This is a genomic window from Colwellia echini, from assembly GCF_002843355.2.
In the GTDB taxonomy this organism is placed as follows: domain Bacteria; phylum Pseudomonadota; class Gammaproteobacteria; order Enterobacterales; family Alteromonadaceae; genus Colwellia; species Colwellia echini.
The window spans coordinates 159,568-179,708 of record NZ_PJAI02000002.1; the positions used below are offsets into that span (position 1 = coordinate 159,568).

At 36.7% G+C, this 20,141-nt stretch carries 17 protein-coding genes and 1 pseudogene; 6 read left to right on the plus strand and 12 right to left on the minus strand.

Annotation, left to right across the window (positions count from 1 at the left end; genetic code table 11):
• Nucleotides 1–386: 386 nt before the first annotated feature.
• The 5 genes from CWS31_RS03210 to CWS31_RS03230 form a co-directional block, all read right to left on the minus strand.
• Nucleotides 387–1,820, minus strand: coding sequence for an IS1182 family transposase (locus tag CWS31_RS03210; protein ID WP_101343867.1), 1,434 nt, complete (start codon nucleotides 1,818–1,820; stop codon nucleotides 387–389).
• Nucleotides 1,821–2,174: 354 nt separating this feature from the next.
• Nucleotides 2,175–5,375 carry an efflux RND transporter permease subunit gene (locus CWS31_RS03215; RefSeq protein ID WP_101343868.1) on the minus strand — a complete coding sequence of 1,067 codons (3,201 nt, stop codon included), beginning with the start codon at nucleotides 5,373–5,375 and terminating at the stop codon, nucleotides 2,175–2,177.
• Between the two features lie 11 nt (nucleotides 5,376–5,386).
• Nucleotides 5,387–6,643 carry an efflux RND transporter periplasmic adaptor subunit gene (locus CWS31_RS03220; protein ID WP_246143320.1) on the minus strand — a complete coding sequence of 419 codons (1,257 nt, stop codon included), beginning with the start codon at nucleotides 6,641–6,643 and terminating at the stop codon, nucleotides 5,387–5,389.
• Nucleotides 6,644–6,726: 83 nt separating this feature from the next.
• The gene (locus CWS31_RS03225) at nucleotides 6,727–7,077 is read right to left on the minus strand and encodes a hypothetical protein (RefSeq protein WP_101343869.1); all 351 of its coding nucleotides are present in this window, start codon (nucleotides 7,075–7,077) and stop codon (nucleotides 6,727–6,729) included.
• A gap of 55 nt (nucleotides 7,078–7,132) precedes the next feature.
• The gene (locus CWS31_RS03230; protein ID WP_246143323.1) at nucleotides 7,133–7,363 is read right to left on the minus strand and encodes a cation diffusion facilitator family transporter; all 231 of its coding nucleotides are present in this window, start codon (nucleotides 7,361–7,363) and stop codon (nucleotides 7,133–7,135) included.
• Between the two features lie 111 nt (nucleotides 7,364–7,474).
• Between CWS31_RS03230 and CWS31_RS03235 the strand changes: the two genes are divergently transcribed.
• From CWS31_RS03235 to CWS31_RS03245, 3 genes are all read left to right on the plus strand, one after another.
• On the plus strand, nucleotides 7,475–10,453 hold the full coding sequence (locus tag CWS31_RS03235; protein WP_281286818.1) for a Tn3 family transposase: 2,979 nt from the start codon (nucleotides 7,475–7,477) through the stop codon (nucleotides 10,451–10,453).
• A 108-nt stretch (nucleotides 10,454–10,561) separates the two neighbouring features.
• Nucleotides 10,562–11,152 (plus strand): recombinase family protein, encoded by a 591-nt coding sequence (locus CWS31_RS03240; protein ID WP_101343870.1) that lies wholly within the window; start codon nucleotides 10,562–10,564, stop codon nucleotides 11,150–11,152.
• A 269-nt stretch (nucleotides 11,153–11,421) separates the two neighbouring features.
• Nucleotides 11,422–11,946 carry a hypothetical protein gene (locus CWS31_RS03245; protein ID WP_101343871.1) on the plus strand — a complete coding sequence of 175 codons (525 nt, stop codon included), beginning with the start codon at nucleotides 11,422–11,424 and terminating at the stop codon, nucleotides 11,944–11,946.
• Between the two features lie 52 nt (nucleotides 11,947–11,998).
• Here CWS31_RS03245 and CWS31_RS03250 read toward each other — a convergent pair whose 3' ends face one another.
• Complete coding sequence (locus CWS31_RS03250) at nucleotides 11,999–12,547, minus strand: flagellar protein FlhE (RefSeq protein WP_170252753.1); 549 nt, start codon at nucleotides 12,545–12,547, stop codon at nucleotides 11,999–12,001.
• A gap of 619 nt (nucleotides 12,548–13,166) precedes the next feature.
• Here CWS31_RS03250 and CWS31_RS03255 point away from each other — a divergent pair.
• On the plus strand, nucleotides 13,167–13,613 hold the full coding sequence (locus CWS31_RS03255; RefSeq protein WP_101343873.1) for a hypothetical protein: 447 nt from the start codon (nucleotides 13,167–13,169) through the stop codon (nucleotides 13,611–13,613).
• 66 nt (nucleotides 13,614–13,679) lie between these two features.
• Here CWS31_RS03255 and CWS31_RS03260 read toward each other — a convergent pair whose 3' ends face one another.
• From CWS31_RS03260 to CWS31_RS03275, 4 genes and pseudogenes are all read right to left on the minus strand, one after another.
• On the minus strand, nucleotides 13,680–14,261 hold the full coding sequence (locus tag CWS31_RS03260; RefSeq protein WP_246143324.1) for a DUF4879 domain-containing protein: 582 nt from the start codon (nucleotides 14,259–14,261) through the stop codon (nucleotides 13,680–13,682).
• Nucleotides 14,262–14,490: 229 nt separating this feature from the next.
• A pseudogene (locus tag CWS31_RS03265) lies at nucleotides 14,491–15,180 on the minus strand (cation diffusion facilitator family transporter); the annotation flags it as partial.
• A 9-nt stretch (nucleotides 15,181–15,189) separates the two neighbouring features.
• Nucleotides 15,190–15,897 (minus strand): transglutaminase-like domain-containing protein, encoded by a 708-nt coding sequence (locus tag CWS31_RS03270; protein WP_101343875.1) that lies wholly within the window; start codon nucleotides 15,895–15,897, stop codon nucleotides 15,190–15,192.
• Nucleotides 15,898–15,907: 10 nt separating this feature from the next.
• Nucleotides 15,908–16,567 (minus strand): cation efflux transmembrane domain-containing protein, encoded by a 660-nt coding sequence (locus tag CWS31_RS03275; protein ID WP_101343876.1) that lies wholly within the window; start codon nucleotides 16,565–16,567, stop codon nucleotides 15,908–15,910.
• 78 nt (nucleotides 16,568–16,645) lie between these two features.
• Here CWS31_RS03275 and cadR point away from each other — a divergent pair, with 78 nt between their 5' ends.
• Complete coding sequence (gene cadR, locus CWS31_RS03280; RefSeq protein ID WP_101343877.1) at nucleotides 16,646–17,035, plus strand: Cd(II)/Pb(II)-responsive transcriptional regulator; 390 nt, start codon at nucleotides 16,646–16,648, stop codon at nucleotides 17,033–17,035.
• 236 nt (nucleotides 17,036–17,271) lie between these two features.
• On the opposite strand, the gene CWS31_RS03285 is transcribed toward cadR, so the two are convergent.
• Nucleotides 17,272–18,039 carry a class I SAM-dependent methyltransferase gene (locus CWS31_RS03285; RefSeq protein WP_101343878.1) on the minus strand — a complete coding sequence of 256 codons (768 nt, stop codon included), beginning with the start codon at nucleotides 18,037–18,039 and terminating at the stop codon, nucleotides 17,272–17,274.
• 70 nt (nucleotides 18,040–18,109) lie between these two features.
• On the opposite strand from CWS31_RS03285, the gene CWS31_RS03290 reads away from it, so the two are divergent.
• Complete coding sequence (locus CWS31_RS03290; protein ID WP_101343879.1) at nucleotides 18,110–18,922, plus strand: AraC family transcriptional regulator; 813 nt, start codon at nucleotides 18,110–18,112, stop codon at nucleotides 18,920–18,922.
• Between the two features lie 774 nt (nucleotides 18,923–19,696).
• On the opposite strand, the gene CWS31_RS03295 is transcribed toward CWS31_RS03290, so the two are convergent.
• Entirely contained in the window at nucleotides 19,697–20,056 is a 360-nt protein-coding gene (locus tag CWS31_RS03295) for a hypothetical protein (protein WP_101343880.1), read from the minus strand.
• Nucleotides 20,057–20,141 lie beyond the last annotated feature (85 nt).

Here is a 20,141-nt window from a genome sequence, read left to right on the forward strand (position 1 = left end):
ATTCCAGTTTCAAATGAAAAAAAATCCAAGGGTGTGAAACTATGCGAGAGAAGCTTACTTATTACTAGATAGGAACATCGAAGCGAAAAAGTTACCGATACAGTTGTCAATACTTATAACCTAACTAACGAAGAAATAACTTCTTAAAAGTCGCTTCTCCGAGATTAATGACGTTAACATATAGTCCGAAAAGAGCCCAGACTGTGTAAAAACTCATACATATCGGTGTAGTTAACTACTATTTTATTAATTTTGAATAAGAGCTACTTTTGTATTCATCGAAAGGATCCAATGATAACCAATATGATGGTAATTTCTGCAAAGAGATCGCGTTTATATGTATGTTTTTATCGCGAATAGTGAGGTTTGCAGACCGAATAAAGGCGTTATTGCCTAATTGCCTTCATCAAGCCAATAGTACCTTTAATCGACATCATTCGTTTAAGGTTATAAGCAAGGATATGTAGATTAGTCTCTGTACTAACGTTTTTTAAACGCTTAGTAAGATAATGAGTAGCTCCCATCCACATCTTTATCGTACCAAACGGGTGCTCTACGGTTTGTTTTCTGATAAGTGATATATCTTTCGCTTTCTTGAATCGTTGGTGCATGGCATCAATTTCATTTTCATGTTCCCAGCGTCTCATTTTTCTTGGTTCATTGCGTGAGCGAGTACACTTCGTGCGAATATCACAATCTCTGCAAGCGATATGGTTAACATAGACACGTAACTTCAAACCATTTTCCATCGCATTGCGTCGATAAGGTAAAATGTTACCCGCAGGGCAAATGTACTCGTCTTTTATCTTGTCATATTTGAATTGATTTTTATTGAATATCCCTGCTTTTGCAGCACCTGATGTGTCTGTTTTTGGAACAAGCATTTCAGACCCTGTATCTAGCACGTTTTTAATATCCGCTCTGCTGTAATATCCTTTGTCTGCTATAAAGGTTATATCGGTGGTGCCAAGTGCTTCTTGTACTTGACTCGCCACTAAATGAAGCTTTCCTATGTCGGTAGATTGCGTCACTTCGTGACTAATAATCAAGTGATGCCGACTATCTACGGCCGATTGAACGTTATAGCAAACTTGCCTTACCATATTGCTTGTTTTCAGCAGCCTTGAATCTGGGTCGGTAAGTGATATTTTCTTGTCAGGATGTTCATTCACGCGGGTTTCAATGTCGGATAATTCAGCGAGTCTATTCTTCATCCACGCCACCTTTTCATGCATGACAGTGACATCTTCATCAGAATATTCTTGCTTATCTTTATCCGCTAATATTGCTAAATAGTGATTAATACTCGCATCAAATCGAGCAATTAAATCTTTGGTTTTTTTAGGCGTGTAGGTTCTTTGTTTATTGTTCACTGCTTTGAATTTACTACCATCAATAGCAACGACCACATTGGTAAACATATTCATTTCGCGGCATAGCTGGATAAACTGACGACATGTGTTTTTAATGCCTGTGCTGTTATCTTTTCTAAAGTCAGCAATCGTTTTAAAGTCAGGCGTTAACCGTTCTAATAACCACATTAACTCAACATTACGGTGGGTTTCTTTTTCTAATCGACGAGATGATTGGATACGATTTAAATAACCATAAATATAGAGCTTTAGCATCATGCTTGGGTGATAACATGGGCGGCCTGTCGCCTTGGTTTTAACTTTTTCAAACCCCAATGAAGCTAAGTCTAAGCTATCAACAAATGCATCAATGACCCTAACAGGGTTTTCATCGGTAACAAAGTCATCTAATGCTTCGGGGAATAGCGTAGCTTGGTTTCTAGGTTGGCCTTTTATGTGATGAGACATTGCGGTAACCTCCTACTTTCGCTTACCGCTTTATTATACTAAATCTACCCGTTGACTTGGATCTCTTGTTAAGAACGATTGTTCATATCAATTGCGTACTTAGTCCAAAAGGTGATCAAAACTGAGTTTTTACACAGTCTGGGCTCAAAGTGAACTTTGAGTTAAGAAACCTGAGTGGCCGCTTTGTCGGATTTCTTGCCGTTGATGCTTCTATTGTCAGCAGCAACACAGAGCCTAAAGCGGACGTTAATTGATTCCCATAGTTATCAAAACTGATAGTTTTAAAATAAACTCACATATTCCCACATTAATTTTTTAAGCTAATGTGGGTGAGGGGTGGTTTACTATAGAGCATTAACAGTTTAGTTCTTCTATCTTCTTCCTAGAAAAAAACTCATAAAGTGCAGGTAGTACGAATAAAGTAAGAAGCGTTGCTGTAACTAGTCCACCAACAATAACGCTTGCTAATGGACGCTGTATTTCAGCACCAACACCATTTGACATTAACATGGGAATTAAACCTAAAGCTGAAGTGATTGCGGTCATCAAAACAGGTCTCAACCGCGACGTAGCGCCATCAAAAATGGCCTTCGACGTATCTAAACCATCTCTAATGCGCTGATTGATACTTTCTACCATAACTACGCCATTTAACACTGCCACACCAAATAAGGTAATAAACCCGACAGAGCTAGGTACTGATAGATATTGATTTGATATATACAATGAAAAAACACCGCCAATTACAGCAAGTGGAACATTTACGAGTATCAACATGGCTTGGCCAACTGAGCCAAAAGCAAAATATAAAAGTAATGCAATAAGCGCTAAAGAAAGTGGAACGACAATAGCAAGCCTGTTTTGAGCACGTTGTTGGCTTTCAAATTGTCCACCTATTGCTACAGAGTAACCCGAAGGCAAATCAACTTTCTCCGCAATTACCTTTCTAATATCGGCAACTACACTACCCATATCTCGGTTTTGAACGTTGGCTTGGATTACGACACGCCTTTGTACATCATCACGTCTAACTTGCGGAGGGCCTGACTCAAATGATACAGAAGCCACATCACCTAGACGCACCCATGCGCCTGTCGGTGACTGAAGCCTGATATCAGCAATGGCTTCTTTGCTTTTTCGATATTCTTCTTCAATCCGCACATAAATATCATAACGCTCATTACCCTTAATGATTTGACCCGCCTCGACACCACCGATACCGTCGCGCACAATTTCCATTACGTTACTTACTGAAAGTCCAAATCGAGAGAGTTCATGCCTGTTTGGTTTAATGACTAATTGCGCTTCACCTGCAATTTGCTCTAACGCAACATCTCTGGCCCCCTCAATTTCTTTAATGACAGATTCGATTTCTTGACCTTTACTCGCCAATACATCTAGCTCAGGCCCAAATAACTTTATCGCTAGTTGTGCTTTAACACCTGAAAGTAATTCATCAACACGAGTAGCTATAGGTTGAGAAAAATTGAGTAATAAGCCAGGAAACTCTTCTAAAGATCTTTCCATTTGAGCTTGAAGTTCATAGCGGTTATTAGCACTTGTCCACTCAGAAACAGGCTTTAATCCAATATATATCTCAATATTATTTACAGGCTCTGGATCACCACCAATATCAGGGCGACCAATTCGACTAAGTGCGTAGGTTACTTCTGGAAACGCCATTAACTTTGTCTCTAAAATCGGCGCTACTGTTAACGCAGTGTCTAAACTTGAAGAAGGAGCAAGTGTTGCTCTTAAATTAATCGTACCTTCCTCTAACTCAGGAACAAACTCAGTACCAATAAAGGGTAACAATGAAAATGCCAATACAACTAAAGCTAATGCTGCTGAAATGATCAATTTTGTACGTTTAAGTGAGAATGCTAAGGCTTTTCTATAAAGCTTATCTAATGGTTTTAGTACAAAACTTTCCTTTTCTTTGACGCCAGATTTAAACAGGTATGTTGCCAAAGCGGGAACAATGAATAAAGCGACGACAATGGCTGAAACTACCGCCAATATGATACTTATTGCCATAGGCTGAAAGAGCTTAGCTTCAACCCCCTCGAAGCTGAAAAGTGGTGTAAAGACAACCAAGATAATTGAGGCAGCAAAGAACACAGGGCGAGCTACTTCCTTACCTGCTTGTTTCAAACGAAGTTCAATACCATGATCGTCGTGTTCGACGTCAAATGGATCAGTATCTGAATTAGGCACTCTTCTTTTAACGCTTTCAGCATGCGCATCCTCAGGGTGATTTAGGTGTTTGAACATGTTTTCAACCATCACCACTGAGCCATCAACAAGCATACCAATACCCACAGCTATTCCGCCTAGCGACATTAAATTCGCAGAAATTCCCCACCAAGCCATAATCATTAACGCTATTCCTATTGAAATAGGGATAGAAATAAGCACTAACAATGTAGCCCTTAAGTTCATCAAAAATAAAGCGAGTACAATCGCGATGAAAACAAAAGCAAGCAATAAAGCATCTACAACAGTTGAGACTGCCTTTTCAATTAAATCCGCTTGGTCGTAGAATGGTTCAAAACGCACACCTTGCGGAAGTGCTTGGTTAATTAATGGTATTCTTGCATTAATTCCATCAATAGTGGCCTTGGTATTTGACCCCATACGTTTCAGGACAATGCCTGAGACTACTTCACCCAATGCTTCAATTTCACCATTTGGCGCTTTACGCGTCATGGTGACTGCGCCTTGTCGAATTTCACTGCCCAATTCGACTTTGGCAACGTCAGAGATAGTTACTACGGTGCCGTCGATAGTTTTAACAGGTACTTGCTTAATGTTTTCAATACCAGCCATACCACTTTCAAACCAGCCTGTACCACGGATAACAAGTTGCTCTTGACCTCGGTTCATATACCAGCCACCAACATTGGCATTGTTGCTTTCTAACGCCGCGACTATATTTTCTTGAGTGAGTTGATAGGCTAATAATTTAGAGGGATCGATATTGACTTGGTATTGCCTAACATTGCCGCCAAAAGAGAGTACATCAGTGACGCCATCGACAGGCATAATAAGTAATTTGACGATCCAATCATTTAGACTTCTAAGTGCCATAGCATCAAAACCAGCGGCTTTATCTGAAATAAGCAAATATTGAAAAACTTGCCCTAAACCCGAAGTATTTGGCCCCATATTTGGCGTACCAACCCCATCAGGGATCAATTCTTTAGCAGCTTGAAGTCGTTCAAATACCAATTGCCTAGCAAAGTAAATGTCAGTGCCTTCTTTAAACACTACTGTTACACCAGAAAGACCCGTTTTAGATATTGAACGAACTTGCTCAACATCAGGTAAAGCATACATCACGGCTTCAATAGGATAGGTAATAAGCTGTTCAACTTCTTCAGCTGCCAATCCAGGTGCTTCAGTGTTCACCGCAACCTGAACGTTAGTTACGTCAGGGAAAGCATCCAAGTTGAGCTTTGGAATAACCAAAATTGCGGCTGCTACAGAAGCAAAAAGTGCAATTAATATTAGAAGCCTGTTGTTTACTGACCAATCTATTATTTTATTAAACATGAATTAGCATCCTAGTGGTTATGCGGATCAAATCCGCCTTTGGCAATTTCAGATGCAACAAAAAACGCACCTTGGATGACAACGCGCGTACCACTTTCAAGACCGATGACTTCCCTGAAACCACCTAAAGCTCTCCCTAACTCAACTTCAACCGCTTGGAGTTCGCCTGGATGACCTTCTACAAATACAGTCCAATCACCATCAGCACTGCGAATTAGAGCTTCTTCCGGAACTGCCATAACTTTTTCTGAGCTGGTGAACTGAAAGTAAACCTTAACGAACATGCCTGAATGAAGCTGATCTTCAGGGTTTTCTACAGATAGTCTGATAACCCTTGTGCGTGTTTTCGGGTCGATTGTATGAGCTTCTTGAATGACTTTAGCTTCATAATTATTATCTTCTAATTTTATTATCGCAGGGGAGTTCACTGACAGTTCTATCTTTTTATTAGGTGATACTTGCGCTTCAACCCAAAGTTGTTTTTCATCAGCTAATAGCATAATGGTATCTCCAGCAGCCACTCGTTGCCCTTGGATGAAGTCATCTTGTAACACGACACCTTCACGTTGAGCAGTTAAGGTGTATTGTCCAAATGCATTAATGTCTTTGTTAGAAATACCTTGAATGGCTTCTGCAGTTAACCCTAAAGCGATGAGTTTGCCGTAGTTTGCACTGTACGTGGTTTCTGCTTGTAAAAGACTACTTTCACTAACCGTTTTATTACCTAGCTTCTTTATTCGTTGCCACTCGGTTGAAGCAATTAAATAGTCAGCCTGTGCTTGGGCTACAGCTTCACTGAACAAAGTGACCAGTTTTTTCCCTTTTTTTACATGATCCCCTAAAGCAGCATGACGACGAATTACGACTGATTCAGTGCGAGGTGATACCACGTAACTTTTATAGCCATTTGCTTTTATTTCGCCAGGGGCATATACGGTACTAAATTGATATTCAGGTTTAATACTTTCGACTTTGATATTAGCAAGTGACATTTTCTTAGCATTCAGTGTTATACCTTCCTCGTGCTCATCCTCTTCAGCTCCTTTACTTTCATCTTCATGATCGTGGTTGTCATGTCCCACGTCAACATGGCTATCTGGTTCCTTATTAGTTTCTTTTACATGTTCATCTCTATGCTCAGTGTGCTTATTTGGTTCGTGGCTAATATGCGATGAAACAGGACTATTTTTGCCATAAGAAGTAACAGAAAAACTAACAGCTATGAGTAAACACAGGCCTACACCTGCATTTTGAATATATATATACATAATGTTTCTTAATTATTTAATTTATAAAATACGAACCATTTATCCTTTTCGGAGGATATACAGTTCAGTAAAAATCAATCTAATTAAGCAATGGGGGGACGAAATATCGCTTCAAGAAAGCTATTCGTTTCTTCAACTTGGTATGGGGTTTTATTAATAACTTTTAATTTATCAAAGCTGTTTGAATCATTAACTAGGATTGTAGATAAGTGGCTTCCGCTACAGTGCCCGCAATGATGACAATCTTTTTCATTATGCGGTTCACCAGTGGCATTATCATTTGAATGGCTTCGATCATTGGCATGATCGTGTTGAGTTTGCAGATGCTCTATATCTATTTGATGACTCTCAGAAGTTGCGGATGCTACAGCAGTTAATGATTGTATAACAATCGAAATAACTAATATTATCCTTAAAGCAACAGTCGAATTCAAAATAGATACCTACAAAATGTGAATAATGAGTGTAACACTGCGTTACACGTTTTGACTAGTCATGAACACGTTCATCACGACAAGTCTCTTTGGGGAACTCAAACTCAATAGTTGTATGAGACAAGTGATAGGGAAAAAGTTCCTCGTTCAATCGTTCTTTAAGGCGTATTAACTCATCACCCCCAATATTGTTCGTTAACTCTACATGAGCCGTTAATACATGACTTTCACCATCTAACGACCAAAAGTGCATATGATGTACACCATTAAGGGGTTTTGTGCCCATCCCCTCGAAATGAACCTTAAGGTTATTTATTGGCCATTCATAAGTTATGATGGTGTAAAATAACTATAAAGGTCAATTATCATCACTAACCCAACCACTAAACGTATTCAAATTCTTACATCGTCTGAAATAAACGAACTTTACGCTCTTCCTAACTTTAATCATACAGACAGAGAAGACTATTTTTCATTGGATAGTGAAACCCAAAAACTGGTTAATGAGCTAAGACGATTAGAAACCAGAGTATATTTTATTCTGCTATTAGGCTACTTTAGATCGCGGCCTATCATTTTTAATTTTTCATTTGAAGACGTTGTTGTTGATCTTGATTATGTCAGAACTAAATATTTTAATGGTAAATATATGATGTTGACTGACTTACCTCGAACAACAAAAACAAAGTTGTTCAAAAAGTTACTTAACTATACTGGCTTTTCAAATTATCATAGTAAAGTAGATAAAAAACTACTTCTTAAAAGACTTAATGATGTCGTAAAAATAAACTTAGAGCCTAGGTATGTTTTCGATGAGTGTATTGCTTATTTTGGTCAAAACAGAATAGCGCTTACAGGTTATACAACACTACAAGACACTATCTCAACCGTTTTATCAAATGAACGAAGCCGTATTGAGCATATTCTCACTGAAAATTTAACTCATTCCACAAAAGCAATATTACTTAAATTACTTGAATCAAATAGTACCTTTACTGACCTAGCCAAATTGAAAAGAATGGCTAAAGATTTTTCGGCTAGTCAAATAGCACAAGAGTTGAAGACACATAAAACTATACGTTTACTTTACCCTGAAATTAAAGTGCTTATTGCTGAACTCAAATTATCCCCCAAAAACCTTGAATACTACGCGTCATTAGTTAAACACAAGACAGTTTATAAACTCAGAAGACATGCAGACAGCCAAACTATTTTATACCTCGTTTGCTATTTGTTTTTCAGGTACCGAGAAACTAACGATAACCTTGTAGCCGCTTTTATTTACTCCGTGAGAAAGCTCTCTGAATCAGCTAAAGGTTATGCTAAACAACGTATCGTTGAAGATGTAAATATTGTTAGAACTAAATTAAAATTTGCGGGTAGTTTATTAAAGTATTTCATCGATACCGATATGGATGATAATTTAAGCTTTGGAGATGTCCGTAAAAAAGCTTTTGAGCTTATTCCAGCCAATAGCATTAAACTGTTAAGTGATCATTTAGATAATAACGACTTTGATGGCCGTCAGTACGAATGGCAATTCATCGATAAACAATCCAGTAAAATTAAAAAGCTTATCCGATCACTTTTTATGTCTATTGATATTGAATTCATTCATCTTAAAGACGAATTGCGTGAACAATACATCAAGGCTCACGAAGAATTAACCGCATTCAAAACAATAAAAACAATTAATCTCGATGTGGTATCTAAAAGTGAACGTGAATATATTGAAGGTGATAATACCAAGTTAATTGCTAATCGCTTTGAGTATTTCCTTTACCGTAAAGCCGAGCAGCTATTTCATAGCAATAACTTAACAGTTAGAGAAAGCGTTAATAATCGTAGTTTAACGTCAGATTTAATTCAACCTAAAGAATGGAAGCACAAGGCTGAAATCATTGAAAATACTGGCCTTGATAAGTTAATTACGCCCATTAATCAAACGCTAGCCGATAAGAGCCAACAATTAGAAATTAAGCTGAAGAAAGCAAGTGAACATATTTTTAGTGGCGATAATAAGTACGTTGAGTTTATTCCTGGTAAGGCCGAACTTAAGTGGTCAATTCCTAACAGCCGTTGGCAACAAACCATTGAAAATCCGCTTTATAATCAAATTCAACATATGGGTATTGTTGAACTAATGCTATTTGTCGATCAAAAAACAGGTTACTTAAATTCGTTTACCCATATATCAGCAACAAAAGAAAAATCACCGGTAGATAAAGAAGATCTCATTGCTTGTATTTTGGCAAACGGCACGAATTACGGCTTATATAAAATGGCTAATATCTCCGACCGTTCAATGGGGAAATTACGCAGTGTAGACGATAGTTATATTCGATATGAAACGCTGACTCAGTCGAATGATAATATTTCTAATGCTATAGCCACATTGCCAATATTTGCTTATTACCATGTTGATGATAACCAATTTTTTTCAAGTATTGATGGTCAAAAGTTTGAGTGCCGCATTAATACGTTTAAAGCGCGTTATTCATCTAAATACTTTTCAAAAGGCAAAGGGGTTTCTGCACTCACATTGGTTTCAAACCATGTGCCAGTGAGTACGCAAGTGATTGGTGCTAATGAGTACGAAGGTCACTTTGCTTTCGATTTGCTTTACAATAATTCATCAGACATACAGCCAAATACTTTATCGACCGATACGCATGGTACAAACAATGTAAATTTCGCCATTCTAGATTTTTTTGGTTATACGTTCGCTCCTCGATACGCAAAAATGAAAAAAGTATTTTTTAATTTATTTGAAGTGTCTGAAGAGAACGGTGGCCGTATTCAATTGATAAAAGAAATTAACCATAAACTTATTACAGAAGAGTGGGACGAAATCCAACATATAGTATGCTCATTAAGCCGAAAGACTACCACACAAAGCACTATCATTAGAAAGTTAAGTAACGGCAAGAGCCGTACATTGGCAGCTCTTCATGAGTACGACCGTTTAATTAAATCAATTTATGTTTTGGAGTATGTTGATAACTCAACGCTACGCCATTATGTTCAGCAAGCCTTGAACAGAGGTGAAGCATATCATCAATTGAAACGAGCTATTACTTCGGTGAATGGTAATAAATTTCGTGGAGGCAATGACTACCAAGTATCACAATGGAATGATTGTGCTCGGCTCATTTCAAACTGCATTATTTATTATAATTCAGCACTATTATCGGCATTTTTACAAATTCAAGAAAAAAATGGTAGGCAAGACGTAGTTGATATTATTTCAAGGCTATCACCTGTCGCTTGGCAGCATATTAATTTGAATGGGGAATATGCTTTTAATAAAGATCGTAAAGAAATTGATTTACTCGGTTTACTAAATGGCATTGAAGCACTTGGTAGTGCCGATTAAAAAAATAATCTTATCAAAAAGTATACTTTATGATAACTACATTTGACTATTATCAAAACTACTCTCATAATGTTTTTCTCAAAACATCTTAAGATATACGATAAAAAAATGTCTAAAATTGGATACGCAAGAGTCAGTTCGACAGGTCAAAGTTTAGAGGTTCAACTTGATAAATTAAATCAAGTTGGCTGCGATAAAATTTATCATGAAAAACAAAGTGGCAAAACAGCTTCACGGCCTGAGTTTCAAAAATGCATGAATTATCTTAGGGAAGGCGATGTTCTTGTGATCACTCGATTAGATCGCCTTGCGCGTTCCGTTATTCATTTATCACAAGTAGCTGAACGCTTTCAGGCTGAAAATATTGATCTAGTAGTCATTGACCAAGCAATTGATACATCTACTCCCACTGGAAGGTTAATGTTTAACATGTTAGCAGCCATTGCCGAATTTGAAACTGATTTACGCTCTGAGCGACAATTAGAAGGTATTGCTAAAGCGAAAGAGCTCGGTGTTAAATTTGGTCGGCCAACCAAGAGAACCGATGTAATAGATTTTGAAATTTATACTAAACGAAAAGAAGGTGTATCAATTGGTCAATTGGCAAAAAATTATGACTTGGGGTCAGCGACCATTTATAGAATATTGAATGATGTATCTGAAAAACTATCAACTGAAATAACAACTTTGCTTGATTAGAGTACGTCTTATAATTGAATACCTGTTTACCTTCTTATTAAATCGGCAATAACTTGCCTACTTGAAATTATACAGCGCCCCTTATTTGCCGTTTTATTGACCAAAATTACTGGTGTTTCTACTTTAGGGTGTACTTCATACTTAATGCTTTAAAAATAGTAGAGAATATTTTTGGTATGTTATTTGCTTTTTAAAGTATGAGTAAGTATTGATGTTCATATCTCATACAAAAATGCAGCTTTTTATTAAAAATAATTAAGGATAATAACATGATAAATTCTATTGGTTCACAGAACTATGCTGTACAACAAGCCCGTTCTAATGTTGGTAAAGTTGAACAGACCGCCGAAAACTCTCCTAAAGTGCCTGAGAATGTTAATAGCAGTGACGCTCGAAAGGGGGCTATTTCTTTTATTGAATCAGCTACACCAGAAGAGTTAGAGGCTAGAGTTAATTCATTAATAGGCCGAATGCCATCAGCAGGCATGATTAATTTGAGAGAAATTATGAATTCTGATAATGGGGATGAAGTAGTAGGAAGAATAAATCGTTTGAGTGCTCAAATAGAACAAGAAAGTCGTAGTGTACTGAATCAAGAACAAGACTTAATCAGTCAGGGGCGAGCTGAGGGGAAAAGCAACAAAGATATTTTAATGAGTATTGTAAAATTACAAGATGAACAATCAGATGTATATAAATTAGCAATGCACTGGGGAAATGAAGGGCTTGGTTCACCTAAAACTTATGCCAAGCTGGTTGAATTAACGCCTAGCTATGTAAATTATTATGCTTAATGATTTTCTGAATAGCTGTTTTAAGTTAAATTAAAACAGCTAGAGGATATTTTTATTGGTACGTTACAGCAATCGAGCCATTTTGCCCCATTAATGTGGGACTAATGGTGCCACTACCTGCGTAATAAAATGCATATCGCCAACTTCGGTTAGCCGGTATAGCAGGTATAACCGTACTTAAATTAGCTCCCGCACCAAAATTTCCACTTATATTAACACACTGACTAAGCGTGCTTTCACATAAGTAAGTTGTTAAGTTACTATTATAATTCCATATATTCCATTGCCAAGTAATGTTTTGAACTGTAGCTGAGGGAGATGTTCCAGCAGGGGCACTCATCAACGGGCCGAAATACCACTGACCTGCTGTATAAAGGCTTGGATTATATACCACTTTTGTCCATGCACCAGCAGCAGCAAAAGCCTCAATGCCTCCTTCTGATTTTAAAGCGTGTGGAGATTCAAGTTGATCTACAGATATAATTTCTACTGTACTAGGATCAAATTTCAACTCTACATCTTTTTGTTCTACAGCAATTGCGTTCATAGTGAAAGCACTAGTGATAACAGCTAAAGCTAATAACGTTTTATTCATTTTCATAACAAACATCCTTTTATCCATGTTAAATTACTCCCTTAGATATTTAAGGGAAAGTATCTTGAGATATGAGGTCAATATCTCAAGTTTTATTAAAGCAGAAAAACCTTTTCATTTAAATTATTATTTTATGATGGGGTATTGTGCATAAGTTAACAATAATTCGGTTAACACTCTGTAGACAACTGTATTACTAGCGCACAAGGCTGCCTTGAATTTCATAACCCTTTTGCGCCCATCCCCTCGAAATAGGCATTAAGGGATAAATTCCATTCTCAAAAAATGTAATAACAATGAGTTTTTAATATTTTGAGATGGGTTGATAAGACGCGCACAGCGTATTATCACGCAATTTTTTACAAGAATATTTAAGTCTTAATAAACGGTCGTTTTATGAGATAAATTTAAGCTTGCAAGATCGCAATATTTTTCAGTAGCTTAGAGTAAGTAAGGTTAATGTCGAGGGGATGGGTACAAAACCCCTAGTAGTTATATTTTTGAGGGCACCTTATGGTTAATGCTTTTTAAAATAGTTTAAAATATCAAGATGCATTTCGTTGGCATAAATACTGCAATGTAAATAATTATAACATTGCTGTATAAATATTTAAAAGGATCTGATATGTATATTAATAACAATGCCCAATCAAATATTATATATGAAATGCAAAATAGCGTTTCATATAATTCGGAAAAGACTTCAGGTACAACGATTCAGAGACAAAATACAACCGATACTGTGAGCATAAGTAAAGAAGGTTTAAATGCTAAAAATAATTGGCAGGAAATTAGCGAGAACTATGATGTTACTAATATATCGCAAAGAGAAATGGCTAACATGGTTTCAAATTTAATTGATAATAAATTAATATCTTCGACAGATAGTTTGCACCTAATGGCACCTCGTAGCATGAACCTAGATCCTGATGTTAAATTCGATCTTTTAGCTACAACCCGTAAATCATTAGTTTTCGCTAAAGAAAGTGGAGCTTCAATGGAAGAAATAAAGAATAAAGAAAGAGCTATAGACATACTAGAAACACTACGAAATTTATCTAATAGAATTTAAACGTGTAAAAAACGCACGGATATTAATAACTGGTCACGTACGTTTTAAATCCTGAATTCAATCTAATTAATTAATATAAATTGAATCACTCCAATAACCAAATGGTGAAGCTGTTGAGTTCGAACCAACACTAAACGAGCCTGACTGCTGACCACTAAAGTCAAAGCCATATAGCCAACCAGTTACAGTTTCACCCACAGCACAGACATGTAAATCATTACCACATCGATATTCAGATAAACCTGCTGACTTTGAAATACCATTCATAGTAGCGTTAGTCACGTTTCCATATCCAAATTGCCAAATATATATATTCAACGTAGCCCCACCGTGATTTCCACTGGAGGACTGAGTCGGAGTAATATTTTCCCAACCATAATTTGAAGAATAAATGTTCCCTATTTCAAAATATGTAATGCCCGACGCAGCAGCTCTAGATGAAATTTTAGCATCAGAAGACGCCTCTACATATTCATCAGACATACTAGACGGGCTATTGATTGCTAAAGAAGTAGAACTCTCTGCTATCTTATTAACCACACCTGCTTCAATATCAGCAGCTAGTACATTTACTGAAAAAGCACTAGAAACCAAAGCTAAAGCTAAAAACGTTCTTTTCATTTTCATAACAAACATCCTTTTATCCATGTTAAATTACTCCCTTAAATATTTAAGGGAAAGTATCTTGAGATATGAGGTTAATATCTCAAGATTTATTAAAGCAGAAAAAAATTTTTACTTAAACTGTTATTTTATGATTGTCGAGAGAGTTAGCACAACCCCCTTAATGTGCTTTATTTTGATAAACATATTAACTATAAATTAAAAAATTGGTTAAAAAACAGGCTTAAGGTTCATTTCGAGGGGATGGGCACAAAACCCCATTAACTTCAGGTAATTTCATCAGTGCTTGCTTTATACTCGCTTGCGTTTCTTCATTTGGTGTGGCTTGAAGGAACAAGGCAAGAGTTGACTTCAGATTTTTGAAAACATTAAATAAGATAAATAACGTGAAGCTAATTGATAACACAGGATCTAATATTGGCAGCTCTACGAACAAGAGTACAATTGACACAACAAGAACGGCCACCCAACCAAGCACATCTTCAAGAAGGTGCCATGTCAGCACTTTTTCATTTAAAGTTTCACCAGCTTTTAGTTTAAATACCGCATAGCCATTTACGACAACCCCAAGTATAGCAAGTCCTAGCATTCCTTCAGCCATTGGCATTTCAGGATTAGACAACCTGGGTATAGCTTCAAATAATACCCAAATAGACCCAATGACAAGAACAATACCGTTTACTAGTGCTCCGAATAATGAGAGTCGACGATAACCATAACTATATTTATCAGACGCTTCTTTGTCTGATAAATGGCTCAGTATCCATGCAAAACCTATAGATAAACTATCACCTAAATCATGAACTGCATCTGCCATGATAGCCGTACTATTGGTGAGCCATCCACCAATAAACTCGATAATAGTGAATGTGACATTCAGAAAAAACGCCCAACCAATACGTTCGTCTTTTCCATGTTGATGTATGTGGTTATGGCTATGCATTTTCAATCCCTATATTTTTTTATTTCGTAGCTTTTCGACATTCATATTAATTAAATGGCGGATGACTTTCTGGTATAACCAACGCTTTAACCCTGATAAATTTGTGCCTTTTTGAAAATAGAATTCGTCAGGTGAATCATAAAGTCCAAAGTCGTCATGAATACCTTCTTTTTGAATGTAGGTATCTGTTCCTCGCCAATTAGTATCAGGTGATGAAAAACACTTTGTGGCAACACCAAAGCCACAAAAATCATTTGTTGTTTGGTTAAACGTCTGCTGTAAAGATGTTAAGTATTGCTCATCTAGTATAAAGCCTTCTAAGTTTATCCAACGTCCTTCAAAAAAAACTTCTACCCAACTATGAATAATGTATTTAGGTGTTAACCAAAAAACATAAGCAGGGATTGCACCTTTTTGTAATTTTTGATCAATTGTAAAACCATGAAAGCGACATGGGATACCTAACCCTCGCAATAATGCCATCAACAGATTACCTTTAGTATTACATTGCCCGTACCCATCAGACAAAACACTACTCGCCAAAATATCATCGCTTTCATTATAGCCAAATAAAATTTCATCTTTGACGAACTGATAAGTGGCACCGATTTTGTCGTAATCATTAAGATCTTGCCATTTACGATCGGCTAATAATGATTGAATGACGGGGTGTTCAAAATCTACGATCTTGGTTTTGTCTAGATATTGGCTATTCATCTATGTATTCTCACTTGGAACAACAAGAGGTTGATTGTTTATTTTGGTTTGATGTTTCACATGATTTTTCTGCATTAGCTAACTCTTGTTTAGCATCAGTTAAAATGCGATACGCACCACGAAGAATGAGTATTGATATAATGCTTCCTATGACAATATCAGGCCAACGCTCTTCAAGCACCATTACGAGTATACCTGCGATAACGACACCAAGGTTTGCTATGACGTCATTCGCTGAAAATATCCAACTAGCCCTCATGTGTACTTCACCATTATTGTGTTTGCGAATAAGGATTAGACAAATCACATTTGCCACTAACGCAACCAAGCCAACATTAATCATAAACCATGAATGAGGCTCACTATCACCGTAAAGCCTTCTAGCAATATCTAACAGTATTAATATACCTAATCCCAGTTGGCAATACCCGCTTACTAAAGCTGCATTCGCTTTATGTTGGATTGACTTACCCACCGCATATAAGGCTATGGCATAGACAATAGCGTCTGCTAACATATCTAGGGAATCTGCAATTAACGCCGTAGACTCTGATAGCCAGCCGAAAACAATTTCAAAAACAAACATCGAAGCATTAATCGCTAACAGCCAATACAAGACCGTTTTTTGTTGATTATCTTTTAGCTCAACTTCACATCCGCAACCACTCATTTTATATCTCCAATTAACTTGTATGCTTTAACTATAAAATCTATAGTAACTATAGAGTCAAGTTTGTTTGGATATTTTATGAAAATAGGTGAGTTATCGAAAACATCGGGGTGTTCAGTACAAACTATCCGATATTATGAGAGAGAAGGCTTACTGTCGGATCCTGAACGTTCTGAAGGTAACTTTAGGCTATATTCTGATAGGTCATTGAAGGAGCTTGAATTCGTCAAACACTGCCGAAGTCTAGATATCCCACTGAATGATATTAAACGACTCATTGAATTAAAAAACAAACCTGAAGAAAGCTGTTCGAGTGTGAATGCGTTGATCGATCAGCAATTAGACTTAGTTAACAAGCGCATGAAAGAATTAAAGGCATTAAAAAAAGAATTACAGCACATGGCTAGCACTTGTAATTCAGATAATACTATCGAAGCGTGCGGTATTATTAAATCTCTCGACAGCTAAATCACAATTCTAAAAATGGTTTGTTAATAGTGTTACTTGAATGGTCGGTTCATAACGGTGTACCTGTCTGCTTTAGGCTCGATGTTGTCGCTGACAATTGAAATGTCAACGACAAGAAATCCGACTAAGCAGTCATTGACACCAACAACTGCTGAGCAGTCTTTCGTTATTCCTAGATAGAAAATATTTTAATTTATACATTGAACGAATAGTTCTCTTATCAGAGTAAGTGCTTGTTACGCCTTCACTCCAACATAAACAAAAATAGGATAGGAATAAAAAACGTCACCGTTGATAAGTTTAGGATTAAAGCCTGTCGAATTATTCCCAACATCTTGCGTTATTAAATCTCTTATTTTTGTATCGTCACCTTGTTTTGGGAATGACACTGATAATTGTTTTTCTAACTCAACATCAACTGAATATTGGGTTTTCGAGCAAAGAATAAGATCTTCACTTGAAAATAATTGCTCAAATTTATCTAAAGATAAAGCGCTAACATGTGATGAGTCTCTTAAACGCTCAATATGATTAAACTGCTCCATAAATCGTTGTTCAATAGCAACATCCGCAACAACAACACGCCCCCCTGGTTTACACACCCTGATCATTTCTTGTAGCGCTTTCTCTGGTGTTAAAAAGTGGTGAAAACTATAACGCGTTAGCACAACATCAAATGAATTATCCTCATAAGGTAAATTCATAGCATCCCCTTCGCGAAATGACATATTCAATATGTTAGCTTCACTTGCTCTATTTTTGGCTTGCTTTAGCATCGCTGGTGTTAAATCTAAACATTCAACGTTTTTACATTTTTTTGAAAATTCTGTAGCAACTAAACCCGGACCTGAAGCGACATCAAGAACGTTACTGTTTAAATCTACTTGAGACATTTGGACTAATAGCTCTAAAGAATCTAAATGTCCTACTAGTTGAGAAAAAGGAATTGCTTGCTGGGTAAATTGAGATATAACCTCACTATTGTGGTTATCGAACTTAATCATTACGGTGTCCTCTTGAGTTAAAAACTAAGATCAATTATCCTTGATTTAAAAGCGACTGACTTTCGATATAATGACAACTAATAGCGATTTACTGACAAATATAAACCCCGTAGCATTAGGGCATGTAATTGATCATGAAAGACCCATTCTCCCTTATTGGAAACATATTAAGAATGCTATGTGTTCAGACTCGCATTCACACCCCCGTGGGCAGTTTATTTTTTCAAGTGAAGGAGTAACAAAAGTAGTTACTTCAGCGGGGGTTTATCTTATACCCTCATCACAAGCATTTTGGTGCCCTCCAAACCAAAAACATCAGCTATTTTTTTTAGGTGAAGTCAATATTACTAATTTGTTTATTGATCCTTTTTGGGCAAAGAAACTACCTAGTGAACAACAAGTTCTTGATGTTTCACCTTTGGTAAAAGAACTGATTTTAAAAGTAATAAAAATAGGCACTAATTACCCATCAAAAGGAAAAGAACGCAGATTAATGGAAGTCGTTATTGATGAGATATCAGAACTTATTCCTTCTAATTTAGCATTACCTTGGTCTGATCACCCCAAATTACAAACTATCATGCAGATTATTCTCAATGCTCCATCAAGTAATAATACTATTGAGGAATGGGCAAGTTTATCTCATGTATCAGCAAGAACCCTAAGTAGGTTATTTAATAAAGAGCTGAATATGACTTTTAGTAAGTGGCGTATGCAAACACGGTTATTTTATGCTTTAGAGAAATTACATGAAGGAAAGTCGGTAACGTTCATTGCTTTAGAGTTAGGTTATAGCACGCCAAGTTCCTTTATTTCAGCATTTAAAAGAAGCTTAGGAAAATCACCTTTAGAGTACATATCGATTCAAAAAGACTTATATTGAATAGATATGTGAGATTTTTACATCCTCAGCGTTGCCGTTAATAATACAACAACTAGTGACGGCTCTAGGCTCTGAGCAGATGTAATTTGAACTACAACTTAGAACTGTGAGTTCAATCGTTCAACGCCAACACATCCACTACTAACTAATATAGATAGGGATGTAAGATACAATACAAATGGTTTACTATAGTTAACCATTTGCCTACTTACCACTCTATTTATATACTATAGTAAACCAAAATAAAGAAGCCTCTATTGTTAAACATCACAGAAAAACAACTTAAACAGATTGGCGAACTCATCATCGCATCGAGAAAGACACGCTTTCCCAATGACACGCAAAAAAAATTCGGAAAAGGATTGGCGTCAGCAACGTTACAATACACAGAATAGAGTCAGGAACCGGAAACGTAGGAATTACAGCATACTTAACTGCCATCAACACACTCGGATTAAGCGACAAATTAACCAAACTGTGCGACACCGAGTCAATCATAGAAACACAAGAAAGTAACTCATGGTAAAAACACTTACGTCATATTTTACAGAACAATCGCAGCATAGACCGAAATAGATTATCGCTCTAAACAAAAGGGAATACTTACCACAAACGGTACTTTTAACTGAAGAATAAGTGTTAATTACAGAATGGTTTTGTCTATTTTCGTTCATTTACAAACAATAAATCATGTCATTTCTGTTCATTTACAAACAATGAATTAATCAAAACTTAGAATATTGAGTTAGTTTAAGCCTAAAGGAACACTCTTTATTATTGACGTTGTGGGGTGATTGAATATAAGTCCAATTCATCAGCTAACGTTACTTTCTCAATGGTTATCCCACCTGTACCACTGGCTTTTAATATATCATCCAAAACACCACCAGTATAACGAGTGTAAAAACCATCAGTTTTTTTAGGAAGTTCGTACACAGAGCCGCTGACTTGAGGTACAAGCCAAAAAACACCAGCGTCTTTTATGTCTGATAATTGACAGCCAGAGCTCAAACGCCAATCTTCACTACTCCCATAACCTCCTCCCCGCCAAGTACCAAACACTTTATAATACAAATCACCATTTTCACTGGTGAACCTTAAAAATACCCATCCATCTGGATCTTCAATAGCCATAAGTTTCTCCTTTATTAAGTCACTGTTTTTTGCCTAACCTTTGTTAATAGTCCATTAGGACTACCGAAACGCTTTTATAGTTAAT

What these genes read in the sequence shown, in the direction of transcription:
- CWS31_RS03250 (WP_170252753.1), bottom strand. Translation starts at nt 12,547, where the DNA reads ATGAAAATGAATAAAACGTTATTAGCTTTAGCTGTTATCACTAGTGCT.
- CWS31_RS03210 (WP_101343867.1), bottom strand. Translation starts at nt 1,820, where the DNA reads ATGTCTCATCACATAAAAGGCCAACCTAGAAACCAAGCTACGCTATTC.
- CWS31_RS03215 (WP_101343868.1), bottom strand. Translation starts at nt 5,375, where the DNA reads ATGTTTAATAAAATAATAGATTGGTCAGTAAACAACAGGCTTCTAATA.
- CWS31_RS03295 (WP_101343880.1), bottom strand. Translation starts at nt 20,056, where the DNA reads ATGGCTATTGAAGATCCAGATGGATGGGTATTTTTAAGGTTCACCAGT.
- CWS31_RS03240 (WP_101343870.1), top strand. Translation starts at nt 10,562, where the DNA reads ATGTCTAAAATTGGATACGCAAGAGTCAGTTCGACAGGTCAAAGTTTA.
- CWS31_RS03275 (WP_101343876.1), bottom strand. Translation starts at nt 16,567, where the DNA reads ATGAGTGGTTGCGGATGTGAAGTTGAGCTAAAAGATAATCAACAAAAA.
- CWS31_RS03270 (WP_101343875.1), bottom strand. Translation starts at nt 15,897, where the DNA reads ATGAATAGCCAATATCTAGACAAAACCAAGATCGTAGATTTTGAACAC.
- CWS31_RS03220 (WP_246143320.1), bottom strand. Translation starts at nt 6,643, where the DNA reads ATGTATATATATATTCAAAATGCAGGTGTAGGCCTGTGTTTACTCATA.
- CWS31_RS03290 (WP_101343879.1), top strand. Translation starts at nt 18,110, where the DNA reads ATGACAACTAATAGCGATTTACTGACAAATATAAACCCCGTAGCATTA.
- CWS31_RS03260 (WP_246143324.1), bottom strand. Translation starts at nt 14,261, where the DNA reads ATGGATAAAAGGATGTTTGTTATGAAAATGAAAAGAACGTTTTTAGCT.
- CWS31_RS03285 (WP_101343878.1), bottom strand. Translation starts at nt 18,039, where the DNA reads ATGATTAAGTTCGATAACCACAATAGTGAGGTTATATCTCAATTTACC.
- CWS31_RS03255 (WP_101343873.1), top strand. Translation starts at nt 13,167, where the DNA reads ATGTATATTAATAACAATGCCCAATCAAATATTATATATGAAATGCAA.
- CWS31_RS03245 (WP_101343871.1), top strand. Translation starts at nt 11,422, where the DNA reads ATGATAAATTCTATTGGTTCACAGAACTATGCTGTACAACAAGCCCGT.
- CWS31_RS03230 (WP_246143323.1), bottom strand. Translation starts at nt 7,363, where the DNA reads ATGGGCACAAAACCCCTTAATGGTGTACATCATATGCACTTTTGGTCG.
- cadR (WP_101343877.1), top strand. Translation starts at nt 16,646, where the DNA reads ATGAAAATAGGTGAGTTATCGAAAACATCGGGGTGTTCAGTACAAACT.